Source organism: Trinickia caryophylli (genome assembly GCF_034424545.1).
Taxonomy (GTDB): domain Bacteria; phylum Pseudomonadota; class Gammaproteobacteria; order Burkholderiales; family Burkholderiaceae; genus Trinickia; species Trinickia caryophylli.
Genome location: NZ_CP139971.1, coordinates 1,180,560 through 1,194,569, shown reverse-complemented (window position 1 = coordinate 1,194,569; position 14,010 = coordinate 1,180,560). Strand labels below are relative to the sequence as shown.

General features: G+C 64.1%; 12 protein-coding genes. 5 read left to right on the top strand and 7 right to left on the bottom strand.

The window, feature by feature from the left end; all coding sequences use genetic code 11:
* Positions 1-255 precede the first annotated feature (255 nt).
* The gene (locus U0034_RS24500; RefSeq protein ID WP_085229056.1) at positions 256-1,152 is read left to right on the top strand and encodes an IclR family transcriptional regulator; all 897 of its coding nucleotides are present in this window, start codon (positions 256-258) and stop codon (positions 1,150-1,152) included.
* Here the strand turns inward: U0034_RS24500 and U0034_RS24495 are convergent.
* The 3 genes from U0034_RS24495 to U0034_RS24485 form a co-directional block, all read right to left on the bottom strand.
* The gene (locus U0034_RS24495) at positions 1,149-2,063 is read right to left on the bottom strand and encodes a LysR substrate-binding domain-containing protein (protein ID WP_085229055.1); all 915 of its coding nucleotides are present in this window, start codon (positions 2,061-2,063) and stop codon (positions 1,149-1,151) included. The genes U0034_RS24500 and U0034_RS24495 overlap by 4 nt on opposite strands.
* Positions 2,064-2,259: 196 nt before the next feature.
* The gene (locus U0034_RS24490) at positions 2,260-3,072 is read right to left on the bottom strand and encodes an acetoacetate decarboxylase (protein ID WP_085229054.1); all 813 of its coding nucleotides are present in this window, start codon (positions 3,070-3,072) and stop codon (positions 2,260-2,262) included.
* Positions 3,073-3,428: 356 nt separating this feature from the next.
* On the bottom strand, positions 3,429-4,361 hold the full coding sequence (locus tag U0034_RS24485) for a choline sulfate utilization transcriptional regulator (protein ID WP_085229053.1): 933 nt from the start codon (positions 4,359-4,361) through the stop codon (positions 3,429-3,431).
* Between the two features lie 114 nt (positions 4,362-4,475).
* On the opposite strand from U0034_RS24485, the gene betC reads away from it, so the two are divergent.
* The 4 genes from betC to U0034_RS24465 all read left to right on the top strand — a co-directional run bounded on the left by betC (position 4,476) and on the right by U0034_RS24465 (position 8,841).
* Complete coding sequence (gene betC / locus U0034_RS24480; protein ID WP_085229052.1) at positions 4,476-6,017, top strand: choline-sulfatase; 1,542 nt, start codon at positions 4,476-4,478, stop codon at positions 6,015-6,017.
* Between the two features lie 71 nt (positions 6,018-6,088).
* A complete protein-coding gene (choX, locus tag U0034_RS24475; protein WP_085229092.1) occupies positions 6,089-7,078 on the top strand; it encodes a choline ABC transporter substrate-binding protein in 990 nt (329 codons plus the stop codon).
* Positions 7,079-7,128: 50 nt separating this feature from the next.
* Entirely contained in the window at positions 7,129-8,271 is a 1,143-nt protein-coding gene (locus U0034_RS24470) for a porin (RefSeq protein WP_085229051.1), read from the top strand.
* Positions 8,272-8,403: 132 nt separating this feature from the next.
* Complete coding sequence (locus U0034_RS24465) at positions 8,404-8,841, top strand: DUF2000 domain-containing protein (protein WP_085229050.1); 438 nt, start codon at positions 8,404-8,406, stop codon at positions 8,839-8,841.
* Between the two features lie 53 nt (positions 8,842-8,894).
* On the opposite strand, the gene U0034_RS24460 is transcribed toward U0034_RS24465, so the two are convergent.
* The 4 genes from U0034_RS24460 to U0034_RS24445 all read right to left on the bottom strand — a co-directional run bounded on the left by U0034_RS24460 (position 8,895) and on the right by U0034_RS24445 (position 13,763).
* A complete protein-coding gene (locus tag U0034_RS24460) occupies positions 8,895-9,761 on the bottom strand; it encodes a helix-turn-helix transcriptional regulator (protein ID WP_085229049.1) in 867 nt (288 codons plus the stop codon).
* A gap of 57 nt (positions 9,762-9,818) precedes the next feature.
* Positions 9,819-10,934: an aromatic ring-hydroxylating oxygenase subunit alpha gene (locus U0034_RS24455; RefSeq protein ID WP_085229048.1), complete on the bottom strand. Its 1,116-nt coding sequence runs from the start codon at positions 10,932-10,934 to the stop codon at positions 9,819-9,821.
* Positions 10,935-11,159: 225 nt separating this feature from the next.
* On the bottom strand, positions 11,160-12,149 hold the full coding sequence (locus U0034_RS24450) for an alpha/beta fold hydrolase (RefSeq protein WP_102622985.1): 990 nt from the start codon (positions 12,147-12,149) through the stop codon (positions 11,160-11,162).
* Between the two features lie 204 nt (positions 12,150-12,353).
* On the bottom strand, positions 12,354-13,763 hold the full coding sequence (locus U0034_RS24445; RefSeq protein ID WP_085229047.1) for a hypothetical protein: 1,410 nt from the start codon (positions 13,761-13,763) through the stop codon (positions 12,354-12,356).
* Between the last annotated feature and the right edge of the window lie 247 nt (positions 13,764-14,010).

Sequence of the window (14,010 nt, the reverse complement as noted above, 5' to 3'; positions counted from 1 at the left end):
CACTGAGCCGGACTCTAGCCAGCCATATTTCGGGGCGTCAATTTCGAATTCTGCCCAATGGGATGAATTTCGAAAAAATTCCATTGAACGGAATGAATATCCGGAAGGGTATCGAATCGTTCCGATGGTCGGGCACGGGCAAGCCATGAAATGCGCCCGTCAATCCCGTGCTCACCCGAATGCCACCCGAATTTTGCCGAGGCGACAATGGCGGTTGCCGTATTCCGTTGAATGAAACCCCCGAGGAGAGCCGGCATGCGGGACCCCGCTTCGCCTGAAACATCGCTGCCCGAGCGCGCGACGGGCGTCGTCGTTGCCACTGCCGATGCCGACCGATCCGCCGCGCCCGGCCCCGGCATGCTGCAGCGCGCATTCGCGTTACTGCGCGCGTTGGCCGCCGTGCAGCAGGATGGCGTGCGCGTCACGCATCTGGCGAAAACTGTCGGGCTCACGCAGGGCACGGCGCACCGGATCCTGCAGTCGCTGATCGCGGAAGGGATGGTCGAGCAGGACGAGCAGTCGAAGCTGTACCGGCTGAGCGTCGATTTCTTTGCGCTCGCGGCGCAGGCGGGTAACCCGAGCAGCATGCGCACGCTTTGCCGCCCCGCGCTGCTGCGGCTGTGCGCGAGCCTGGGCGAGACCATCTTCCTGCTCGTGAAGAGCGGCTTCGATGCGGTTTGCCTCGACCTGTGCGAGGGCCCTTTTCCGATCCGCTCGTTCACGGGCGACATCGGCGGACGCATTGCACTCGGTGTCGGGCAGGGGAGCCTCGCGATTCTCGCCTATTTGCCCGAGGCCGAGCGCGAGGAGGTCATCCGCTTCAATGTGCCGCGTATCCGCGGTTATGGCGTGCTCGACGAGGTCTATCTGCGCACCGAGATCGAGCGCGTGCGGCAGCTCGGCTATGCGGCGCGCAACAGCGGCGTGCTGGATGGCATGGCGGGCGCCGCGGTACCGATCCTCGATCGCACCGGTTATCCAGTAGGTGCGTTGAGCGTCGGTACGCTCGCCTCGCGCCTTGGCGATGACCGCCTGCCGATGGTCGTGGAGTTGCTCAGGCGGCAGGCCGATGCGATCGGGCCGTGCACGAATCCGTTCGACGCCGCGCTGCGGCGGCCGATGCATGGGCTCGCGGGAAGGAATGCGGCTTAGCGCGTGCCCACGCCAATTGCCTGCGGCTGGGGGTAATACTCGCGGATCAGATCGAGCCAGGCCTTCGCGGCAACGGACAGCACCGCTTCCTTGCGCCAGGCGAACGCGAGTCTCCAATCGAGGCCGCGGCTGACGAGCGTGAGCAGGCGGATACCGTCGTTCGCATTGCGATCGGCGATGAGCTGGGGAATGCACATGATGCCGGCACCGGCGGCCACGAGTGCGAGCGCGAAGTTCGGATGCGCGCTGTGCGCGACTTCCCGCGGTGTGAAGCCGCACGCCACACAGGCGTCGCGAATGCGTCGATTCAACAGAAAGCCCGACTCGAGCATGACGAACGAGGTATCGCGCAAGTCTTCGAGGCGCACGCGCTTGCGCTCGGCCAGCGGATGATTTCGCGGCACGGCCACGACGATCGGGGACTTCACGATAAAAAGCGCCGCGAGATCGGGCCGAACCGGCAGCAATGTGACAGCAACTTCGATTTCCCCGGAGCGCACCGCTTCCTCGAGGTCTTCGCTGCCTTGCTCGCGCAGCACGAGTTCGATCGTGGGGTAGCGTTCGTGAAATTGAGCGATGAGATTGGCGAAGATTTCGGCGCTGCCCACGGGCGCCACGCCGATGCGCAGTGTGCCGCGCTGCAGGCCGCGCAGCGCCTCGAGATCGGCGAGGAGCGCATTTCTCTCCTGCAGCATGGCTTCGGCGCGCCGCATCACGAGTTCGCCGGCCGCCGTCATTCTCACGCTCACGCCTCGCCTGCCGCGTTCGAGCAGGCGTTCCCCGAGTTCTTCTTCGAGCCCGTTGATCGATTTGCTGAGCGCCGGCTGCGAGAGCGGAATGGCTTCGGACGCACGCGCAAAACTGCCCTGGCGGACGATCTCGGTGAAATAGCGCAGCGCTTTCAGATCCATCGACGTCACCTCGGGCAAGCTTCCGAATGACGCCGGCAGGTTCGGGCGCGGTGCGCCCAGCGCAACTGCCGGCGTGTGCCTGCGAATATTACCCATCCGCTGCGTTTCCGAGCATGACTTTCTTTACGACTTTATCCTCGCCCGTACCTTATACCCGCGCTCGCTCCGGGACGCTGCGCGCCGCGGCACGCGGATGTCATGCGTACTCGGGTTCGTGTCGAAGGGCAGCGGCCGGCGCACCCGCACGCGTTGCGCGGCTCGACTCAGGGGCGAGATAGTCGTAGGCGACTTTGCCCAGATCGAGCGTGAGATCGGCAAGAATATGCGTGCCCGACACGATCTCGTGCACGGGCAAGTCGGCCACGGGCGCAAGTGCGTGCGCATTGAGCTGCAGCGCGGCCGGGCCCGACCACGCGCCTTTTATCGCCACGTCCACACAGTGGTATTCGACGAGTTCGAGCACGCGGGGGGTACCGTCCACGTGCGGCACGATCTTCAGCAGAAAACCCGGGGTTTCGAGGGCACGTTGAGCTTGCGCGGCGTTGAGTGCCGCATATTTGAAGCCCATCGTGGCCGTGGCGACGAGCGATTTGCCGTAGCGCAGTTCGCCGAGCAGAACGTCGCCGTCGACTTCGAGCGTGGGGGCGGCCATCTTTTTGGGGAAGCCCCAGAGTTCGCGCCCACCTGCCGTCGGGGCATGGCAGTCGAGATACATCGAATGAACGTACGCGCCTCGGCGGCCCTCGAACGTGACCGGAATGACTTGGCCGGACTCGGTGTAATCGCCGAATCCCGACGAATCCGGCATACGGATGAACTCGTATTTGACGATCGGATTGTCGACGTCGATTTCCAGCGGCTCCGGCACGAGCGCTCGCAGGCGCTCGGGATCGGTCCGGTAGGTCACGATCAGAAATTCGCGATCGACGAAGCGAAAAGGCCCGCGGGAATAGGCGGGGCTTGTAAGCGGCATAGCGTATGCGCTTGCCCGAATATCACTGATTTTCATGGCGGTTCTCTTTCGCGGAAGGCACGGCTGGCTGGGTCGCGTCGTCCGCCAATGGTGGGACGTGTCGGGGGGAATGAACCGGAGTCTCGTTCGACCCGTGCAGTTTTCCTGCTGATATTCCTGCTGACAGGCAGCAATTTATGCCTATTGGAGCATTATAAAAAGTGAATGTTTTGAAATGATTTCATTTCTAAAGGAAATGCATTTCGCCGGTGGCGAACCGGCACGCATGCAGCGGCCGCGGCCGTACCTTGGCGTATGAAGCGAGACGTATGAAGCGAGAGAGGCGGTGCGCTCGCGCCGCGGGACTGGCCGGCGCCCACGCAGGCGGAGCACCGCCGGTCATCGTTTGCCGATCAAGTGGGCGATACAGCCGGCACGCCGTCATTGGCGCATGCCGCGAACAACCAGCGCCGGAATGCCGGCGCCGCCGGCGCTTCGGGCCTCGCTTGCGGACAGACGAGGAAATAGCCGCGTGCCGTCGTTACGGGTTCGTCGAAGAGCGCAACGAGCTGCCCCGTCGCGATCAACTCGTCTACGAGCGGCAGCCAGCCGAGCGCCACACCTTGATGCGTGAGCGCCGCATGCATCACGAGCGCATAGCTGTTGAACGTGGACGCCTGCTCGTCGGGGGGCGCAGATAGACCGTGCGCGGCAAACCAGCCGTTCCACCCGAGCCAGCGCTCGGGCTCCGTGGGTTGCACGTGCAGCAACGGCACCGCGCGCAGGTCGGCCGGCGCCGCGATGTGAGGGTGGGCCGCGCGAAACTGCGCCGAGCAGACGGCAACGACTTGCTCGGGAAAAAGGCGCGTGGCCGTGCAGGGCGACCAGTCGCCATCGCCGAACGCGATGGCCACGTCGGCATGGTCGCGGCGCGGATCGAACGTCTGCTGCGACGTAACCACGCTCACGTTGATGTCGGGCAGCAGGCGCCGCAGGTCCATGAGCCGCGGCACGAGCCAGTAGGTCGCGAAGCCGGCGTCGGTGAGGATCGTGAGCGCGCCCTTGGTGCGCCGCGCACGGATTTCGGAGGCCGCGCCGCGCAACGCCGCAATGCTCTGGCGCACGGCTTCGTAGAGCCGCTGCCCGTCGGCGGTCAGCGTGACGCCCCGGTGCCCCCGTTCGAACAGCGGGGCGCCGAGGTCCACCTCGAGTTGCACGATGCGCTGGCTGACGGCGGGCTGCGTGGACCCGAGCTCCCGCGCGGCGGCCGTGAAGCTCATCAAGCGTGCGGCGGATTCGAATACCGACAGGGCCTGCAGCGGCGGCAAACGATCATGTTCAGACATAAGCATGCCTTATGGGCCATAAGCTACGGCCGTCTTCACACGCGAATTGTGGGCGGACATATTGGCGCCAGGGTCACCCAAGTCCATTGCATCGCATTCTAAACATCCCCGCACATGAAGCCCAACGCCGGAAAGAATATCCTCGTCCTGATGGCGGACCAGATGACGCCGTCCTCGCTGCGCCCGTATGGGAATACGGTTTCGAAAACACCTCGCATCGACGCATTGGCGAGCGAAGGCGTGGTGTTCGATTCCGCCTACTGCGCGAGCCCGCTCTGCGCGCCGTCGCGCTTCGCCTTCATGGCAGGCAAACTGCCGTCGAAGATTGGCGCATACGATAACGCCGCCGAATTGCCGGCGCAAACGCTGACGTTCGCCCATTACTTGCGGGCGGCTGGTTATCGCACGGTGCTGTCGGGCAAGATGCACTTTTGCGGGCCGGATCAATTGCACGGCTTCGAAGAGCGCCTGACCACCGACATCTACCCGGCCGACTTCGGCTGGGTGCCGGACTGGGACCATCCGGAGCGCAGACCGAGCTGGTACCACAACATGAGCTCGGTGCTCGACGCGGGCCCTTGCGTGCGCACGAATCAGCTCGATTTCGACGACGAGGTCACGTTCACGGTGCGTCAGAAGCTCTACGACATCGCACGCGAGCGGCAGGCGGGCAGCGATGCGAGGCCGTTTTGCATCGTGGCCTCGCTGACGCATCCCCACGATCCCTATGCCATTCCCGCGGCCTATTGGGACCTCTATCGCGACGCGGACATCGACATGCCGCGGACAACCCTCGGCTATGACGAGAGCGATCCGCACTCGCGGCGGCTGCGCCATGTCTGCGAGAACGATCGCACGCCGCCGAGCGAACAGCAGGTGCGAAACGCCCGGCGTGCCTACTACGGCGCGCTTTCGTATGTCGATTCCCAATTCGGCGCGATGCTCGACGCATTGAAGGCGACGGGTATGGCTGACGATACGGTCGTGATCGTGACGTCGGATCATGGCGACATGCTCGGCGAACGCGGGCTCTGGTACAAGATGACGTTCTTCGAAAACGCGGCACGCGTGCCGCTGATCGTGCATGCGCCGGGACAATTCGCGCCCCACCGCGTGGCGGCATCCGTTTCGACGATCGATCTGCTGCCGACGCTCGTCGAGCTTGCGACGGGGCGGCGCGAAACCGCATGGCCCGACCCGGTGGATGGGCGCAGTCTCCTGCCGCATCTGCACAGCGACGGCGGTCATGACGAAGTGTTCGGCGAGTATCTGGCCGAAGGTGCGCTGGCGCCGATGATGATGATTCGCCGCGGCCGCTACAAATTCATTCATACGCCTGCCGATCCCGACCAATTATTCGACCTTGAAGCGGACCCGCGAGAGCTGACGAATCTCGCTCGCGATCCGGCCTATGCGGCGACGGTAGGCGCGTTGCGGGCCGAAGTCGCGCAGCGGTGGAACGTGCAGGCGCTGCACGAGGCGGTGCTCGCGAGCCAGCGCCGACGGCGCTTTCACTACGAAGCAACGACGCAGGGCCGCATCCGCTCGTGGGACTGGCAGCCGTTTGCCGATGCGAGCCAGCGCTATATGCGCAACCACATCGAACTCGATACGCTCGAAGCGATGGCCCGGTTTCCGCGTGTCGCGCACGAGTAAGTCCATCGGTCATCGTCATCGACCATGGCGCCAAGGAGATGCACCACATGAACACACACAAGGGGTGGGAAATGAAGCGAAGCAGACATCGTGGATCTCTGCGCCGGGCGGCGGCGGCATGGCGGGCGGTATGCGTGGTCATGTGGGCAGTGGTGGCCATGACGCCGGTCATGGCAAAGGCGGCGGAGCCTCAAAGCTGCAGCGAGGTTCGCATGGCCGCGCCCGGCTGGACCGACATCGATGCGACGAATGCGGTTGCGGGCGTCGTGCTGAAAGCGCTCGGCTACCGGCAGAACGTTGCGAACCTTTCCGTGCCGATCACATACGAGGGGTTGAAGAAAGGGCAGGTGGACGTGTTCCTCGGCAACTGGATGCCCGCGCAGGCACCGCTCGTCAAGCCATTCATCGATAGTCATGCCATCGATCTGCTGCATGCGAACCTGACGAATGCGAAGTTCACGCTGGCGGTGCCCGACTACGTTGCGGCGGCCGGCGTGCATTCGTTCGCCGACCTCGCGAAATACGGCGACAAGTTCGACGACAAGATCTATGGCATCGAGCCGGGCGCACCCGCGAATCAGAACATCTCGCGCATGATCGGCGACAAGGCATTCGGCCTCGGCAGCTGGACGCTCGTGGCATCGAGCGAAACGGGGATGCTGACGCAGGTCGAGCGTGCCATTCGCGACAAGCGGTGGATCGTGTTTCTCGCGTGGGAGCCGCACCTGATGAACACGAAATTCCACCTCGCTTATCTGGCCGGCGGGGATGCCTACTTCGGTCCCGACTATGGCGGGGCGACGGTCAATACCGTTGCGCGCGCAGGCTTTGCCGCGCAATGCACGAACGTGGCGAGGCTCTTCAAGCAGATGACGTTCAACGTCGACCTCGAAAACCGGATCATTGCGAGCGTGCTGCAGAACAAGGTGGATGTGCATGCCGCCGCGCGCGATGCCTTGAAAGCGAACCCGGCGCTGCTGGGCGCCTGGCTGGACGGCGTTACGACAGCGAGCGGCGCGAACGGCCTGAATGCCGTGAACGCCGCCCTGAGCGAGCATTGATCGAGCACCGATCGAGCACCGAGACCCGAACCACAACGAGAAGACCCTCCATGAAAACTCCGCGCACCCCGCTCGTGTCGGGCGTTGCGCTGGCGCTAGCCAGCCTGCCCGCCGTCAGTCACGCTCAAAGCAGCGTCACCCTTTACGGCATTCTCGATGCCGGCATTACGTATGTGAACAATACCGGCGGTTCGCACGTCGTCAAATTCGACGACGGCATTGCCTACGGCAACCGCTGGGGCGTGAAAGGCACCGAAGATCTGGGCGGCGGATTGTCCGCGGTCTTCGCGCTCGAAAGCGGCTTCAAGCTCGGCACGGGCAGGCTTGCCTTCGGCGGTGCCGAGTTCGGACGCCAAGCCTACGTGGGATTATCGAACCCGTGGGGAACGTTGTCGTTCGGCAATCAGCTCGATATGACAGCGGAGATGGTGTCCCTCTACAACATTTCGGCATGGGCGAGCGGCTATGCGATTCACCAGGGCGACTTCGACCGCTTCAACGCGGACAGGCTGCCGAATTCGGTCAAATTCGTCTCCAAGGAGATCGACGGCTTCAAGTTCGGCGGCATGTGGTCGTTCGGCAACGTGGCCGGCAACTTCCATCGGAACAGCGCTTACAGCGTGGGCGCCCATTATGCGCATGGGGACTTCACGATGGGTGCCGCCTACACACAGTTGAACAATCCGAATGGGATCTACGCTTTCGATCCCTATGCGATGATCGGCACGCGTACGTTCCTTGGCAGACCCACCGTGAGCGTGGACCCCGCCACCGGCGCGATCACCGATCTCTATTCGAGTACGTCGTTTCCCGTGGACAAGCAGGGCACTTTCGGCGTTGGGGCGAGCTACCAGCTCGGCACGGTGACGCTGATGGGCAACTACACCTATACGACGATCAAGGCATTCGGCGCATCCTCGCACATGCACGTAGGGGAAGGCGGTGCTTCATGGCAGGTCACCCCCGCTTTCAGCGCGGTCGGTGGCTATCAGTACACGCATTTCGAGGGACACCATTGGAATCAGGTGTCGGCGGCGCTTCATTATCTGTTGTCGAAGCGGACCGACGTCTATATCTCCGCGGACTATCTGAAAGCATCGAGCGGTGTGGATGCGGTGATCGGCTACAGCTTTGCGCCGTCGACCACGGCCACACAGGCCGATGTTCGAATCGGCATGCGTCATTCGTTCTGATCGCGTGGCCTTCGGCCCCTGGCGGCGAAGCTGCCTCGTGCGGCGTGGGCCGCCTCCGTGCAATAGCGTTCAATACAGGCGCAGCGCAAAGTCTCATCATGGATCGACGTATTTTTGTTCGAGGATCCATGTATGTCTGGTTTTGCCGTTGCCGAAGGCTCGCCCACACCTGAGCGCTGCGTGATCGTCGTCGATCGCGAGTTGTCCGCCGGACGCGCCGCCAATGCGGCTGCCGTCATCGCCCTGACCGTGGGCGGCAGGCATCCCGGCCTTGTGGGGGCGCCGTTGATCGACGCGTCGGGGGTCGCCCACCCGGGGCTGATCCCCATCGGTATCGCGGTTTTGAGCGCGGATCAGGCGACGCTTTCCCAGATCCGCGAGAAAGGGCTCGCGGCGGGCTGCGATATCGTCGATTTTCCTGTGCAGGGACAGCAGACAACCGATTACAGCGCGTTTCGCGACGCCGTCGCGCAAGTGGCTACCGGGGACTTGCGGTACGTGGGCGTGGCACTGATCGGGGCGCGCAAGCCGGTGGGCAAGGTCGTCGCCAATCTGAGCCTGTTCAAATGAAGCGCCTCGGGTGAGCGGGCAGCGTGCCGGCTGACGGGACGGCCGGCACGCGTCTATGCGAGTACGGCTTTGCGATAAGCGCCCGGCGTGACGCCCATGACCCGGCGAAACGCGCGTGTGAGGTGCGCCTGATCCGAGAAACCCGCTGCCGCGGCCACCTCGCTGAGCGGCTGGCCCAGGCGGATCAGATCGATAGCCGATCGCACTCTCGCTTGCCGCTGATATGCATGCGGCGTCATGCCGGTATGTCGTTCGAATGCGCGAAACAGCCGGTAGATCGGCAGCCCCGCTGCCTGCGCGATATCGTCGAGGTGCACCGTGCGATCGAGATGATGATCGAGAAAGTCGCGGGCGACACTGACGGCCCGGGGCTCGCGCACGGGTTCGGCCGGCCCCGCCGGCCCGCGCATGTGCCGCTCGAACAAACGGGCGGCGAACGCCAGATAGTGCTCTTCGCGTTGCAGCGCCTCGCCGTGCGTCTCCGAGCCGTGATGAACGTCGAGGAAGAGGCTTGCCAATGCGGCATCGCTGATGATCGGGCCTTTGAGTCCGCCCGTGCCGTACCGCCATCGGGCGCCGAGCAGCGAGCGCAGATGCTCCGTATCCACGTAGACGGTTCTTTGCCGCCACCCTGCTTCGTCCACAGGCCATCCGGCGTGAGGCTCGTCCGCTTCGATCGCATAGAGATCGCCTTGCCTCGCGACGAATTCCGTGCCGCGCATACGAATGCGAATGGCGCCTGCCGTGATGAGCGCGAAACAGGCGGTTTCGTGCGTATGCACGTCATAGGAAAAATCGTGGAAGCGCCCGCGCAGCAACTCGGCGCCCAGATCGGGGGCGCGCCAGATGCGAACGTCGGGCGTGTCATCGCCCGAGCGGGATGCGGGGAAAGCGGCTTGCGTCCTCGTTCGAGCGGCCATGCTGAGATTGCGGACTGAGATCGCGCAAATACGCGATACGGTGACGATGGCGCTACTTTAGCATTCGCCTTTGTCGTATCCGATCTCGCGAATCGGGATGACGCTGCGCCCGCCGCAGCTGCGCAGCAGATCGCGCAGTTCATTGATGACGGGGAAGACCTCGTGATTCCAGTCGGCACCTTGCTGGTCGTGTGCTTCCTGTTCGCGCTCGACGATCCAGCGGTCTTCCTTGAAGATGCGTTCCGTGAACCAGACGAGCAGGGGCCACGCCAGATCGAGTGCGAACGGAATGCCCGGTTTGCGGATCGAGAGCATGCCGAAGGTGCGGTTGGTGCGTTGCTGCGCGTCGAGCGGCACGTAGGCGATCCAGAGGTCCATCACGAGCGAGCCTTCGGTCGAGCGGATCTGCAGCGTCTGATAAGGGTAGACCGTGCGGATCCGCATGACGCTCTTGTCGCTCTGATCGCGGTCCTTGCTCGAGCCGAAAACCAGTGCCTCTCCAACGGGCTGCTTGCCGGCCTGCCGCGAAAACGTGTAATCGACTTCGACCCAATCGTCGCCGCGGCGCCGGCCGAGCGAGCGCGCCTGCATCTGGCCCATCTGACGCCGGTGCAGGAACTGATGGTTCATGTCCATCAGGTTTTCATGCATGAACGAGTAATGGCACTTGACCTCGCGCCCGAAGCGGCGCGTTTTGTAGGCCGGGTCGCTCACCGAGGCGAATTCGGGAAGCGGCCGCTCTTCGGCCAGGGCCGCGTTGCCGGGGAAGACGAAGACGAGACCCGCCACCTCGCGGCAGGGATAGGCGCGCACGCCGTTGGGCAGGCGCTCTTTACCGAGGTAGGGTACGTCGATGCAGCGACCGGAGCAGTCGTAGGTCCAGCCGTGGTAGCCGCAGCGAATCGACTCCCCGTCCACCACACCCGCGTGCAGCGGCACCTGACGGTGCGCGCAGCGGTCTTCCAGCGCGAACACCTTGCCGGATTCGGTGCGCGCGAGCACGATCGGCTCGCCGGCGAAACGCACGCCGAGCGTCTTGCCGGGCTTGAGCTCCTTCGACCACGCCAGCGGGTACCAATGATCGGGATGGATCGGGACGCGGCGCAAATCGCGTACCGGCGAGAGCACGGGCGATTCCAAGGTGCCGCTGTCGGACAATGGCTGTGCAGACATCGGGACGTCTCCTTCAATCGGGGGAGTGGCGAGCGCTGCTGCGTTCGAACGCACGTTAGCGTGCAGTCTACGCGAAGTCGGGGCGATTGTTGCCGACGCGCTCATACCGATGTCTGGATCGAGAACGATCGTGCTCGAAATCCGACCCCTCGGTACGAGGCACCGCTCCGGCTCGGGTGCTCTGCGGCGCCCGGCTCGACTGTCTCCGTCGGTTGCCGTGCGGGATCACTGCTTCACGAACGCGTCGATGTGCTGTGCGAGGGCCGCCGGATACTGGAACATCAGCGCATGTCCGGCATTCGAGACCCTGTCGAGTCCTGCACGCGGAACGATCTGTTCCAACTGAGTCGCATTGACGTCGGCGAGTACCTCGTCTTGGGCACCCGCGATCACGAGCGTACGCACAGGCGCGTGACGCAGAGCGGCTGCGGCGGCTGAATCTTCGAACCAATCCGCCATCGCCTGTTTTTGCTGAGAGGCTACGGCATCGGGTACCGAGGGGGGCGCGTAGCCGGGTGGTGCGAACATGTCGCTGACAAAGCACTTCGTTGCGTCCGCAACGGCACTCGGTGGAAAGAGCACCTTCATGATCTTCCCGAATGCGTCGGGTCCGTGGCTCGAAAGCACGTCTTGCACCTCGGGCCTGAGCGGCGCGGCGCTTGGCCCGGGTGGGGCGGTTGCAATGAGCGTGAGCGATTCGACTTTCTCGGGCGCATCGAGCGCGAGCTGCTGTGCAATCATGCCGCCCATCGACCACCCGATCACATTCACGTGCTTCAGACGCAGCGCGGCGATGACGTCGCCGGCATCGGCGGCCATGTCGCGTATGCGGTAGTTCGAGCCGTAGCGGCCTTCGGCTGCTGCCGTGCGGCCAACGCCACGGTTATCGAACACGATGACTTCGTGATGCCGTGCAAGCTCCCCTAGAAAGCGGGCGTCCCATTCGCGGAGCGTCGCCCGATAGCCTGTGATGAGCAGCAGCGGGCTGCCCCGCCCGAAGCGAATCGTGTCGATGGGCCCGTTTCTGCCCTGAACGAGTTCATTCCGTACTCGGCCGTCGCGGTCGGGGCGGGCGGCGTTCATCAGGCCGCAAAGTTGGTCCGCGCCCAATGAAACGTCGCCGGCTACCGCCGGTGCGGGGCCCAAAGCGAGCGGCAGCGCAATAGTCCAAGTCAAGCAGGAGAAGGCGGCGCGGGCGAGCGTCGTAGGCTTCATGCAAGGCTCCCGAGAGGTGTCGAACGACGCTTGACCGATGCGCGGCACACCGGTTCAGCGACTCACGATTTGCCCTCCCTGGCGGGATGGCGGCGCAAAACGATAACCGACGATACCCGTGCGATCGACGCTCGTCCGGCCCGCCGACGCCCGCGGGCCCGGCGGGCGACCGCCATCGCGCCGTACTGCGTCGGCGCATGCGCGTCAGGCGGCGTATTTTGCATGATAGGCGATGGTCCGTTTCAGGGCGGTGTCCATCCGGTCGCGAAGCATGCGCTTGTCGGCTTCGGTGCCGCCCAGTTCGGCTATGGCCTCGTAGCCGCCGCGAAAGCCGCTGGCCCATCCGGGCTCGATCCGTGCTGGCGCATAGAGTCCTTTGGTGGCATCGAGTGCGAACAGTACTTCCTCGGTCGAATGCCCGCCGTTGAACACGAGGCACGTCATGATCGCCAGATGCAGATCGCGGTGGGACATGTTCGGGTGGGTTTGGCCGACATGATGAGCGAGCGAGACGACCATGCCGGTCTGTCCGGATGCGCCATTGACGATGGGCTGGCCGCGTGCGAGCGCGTCCTGTTCGAAAAGGGACAGGCGATCCGGAGTGACCACGCGGGAATGCGTCCAGCTCGTCCCTTGCCACGGGTTCCTGGTCGATGCGGCGTTCGGTTGATAGTGCAGCCAGTTACCTGGATTTCGCGCGAACACGCCGGACAGTTGCGACTTGCCGCCCGGCTTTTGCGAACTGAGGAAATCGGAGTAGAAATCGAAGCAGCGCTGATACCATCCCGGGCGATCGATTTCGCCGCGCTCCGATACGTTGTGAATGGCGAGCACCATACGTTGCGCCACGTTGATGACCTTGATCGCTTCAATGCCGCTCGATGTATCGCTCATACTCGCCTCGAACGTGCTCATCGAGGGATGCGCCAGGAACCGCGCCATCGACGGCGAAAGCCCGAACCAAGGCCGCACGTCGTTGCGCAGAATGTCGACCATCTCATGGAATACGGCCGGCGGATACGATCGAAGCGTTTCGACGACGCCTCGCCCGAGTTCGCGCGTGGCGCGCAGCATGCCGTTCGGAGGCCAGCGCACCAGATCGTCGACGAGAAGGGACTCGAACGTCCGGCCATACAGGTTGTCCGCAAGCTGCGGGACGGTTACCGGCTTCGCGATTTCGGTGGCGAGCTTCGTGAATTGGTCGTGCAGCAGAACGTCGTCTACGCGTGCGACGGCGTTCTCGAGGAACGACGCAACGGCGTTGCGGCTGAACGAACCGGACAGAAAGAGCTTCTTCGCGTCATCGAGCAATGCTTGATTGACTGGATTGTGTTCCATGCCGAGCAGATGCATTGCCCGAACGAGGATATCCCGCTCGGCGCGCGGCGCGTCGCGCGGGCCGCGCGCATTGGTGCTCGTTAGCGGCTCTATGACGGCATTCTCCAGTTTCGACACCAGCGCCGGCTGTATCTGATGCAGCGGCGAAAAATCCTCGATCCGGCCGAAACCGTCGAACAGCACCGGACCCCCTGCGTTGTCAGCGTGGGCAAGAATGTCGTTCGCCACTTTCGGGTCGATGGTGAGCCCGCGCAATCGATCGAGCCGTTCCTCCATCTCTGCCGATCGAGCGGTGTCTGCGGCGGTAAACAGCGATGGCGCCGATGTGCTTGGCCGGCCCTTGGGCGGCGACACGCTTTGGTCCGGGGATTTCGCGGCCCGCGCGCGAATATCGCTGCGTGGCTGTGGCACGTGCGGGGCGTTGCCGGTTGAGTGGGGCGCGGGGCGCGCGAGTCTGCCGAAAAACGGTAGCGACAGCAGGCGGCGCTCGGGCGCGGATGTTGTCGCGTTGGCACGCGGCGTT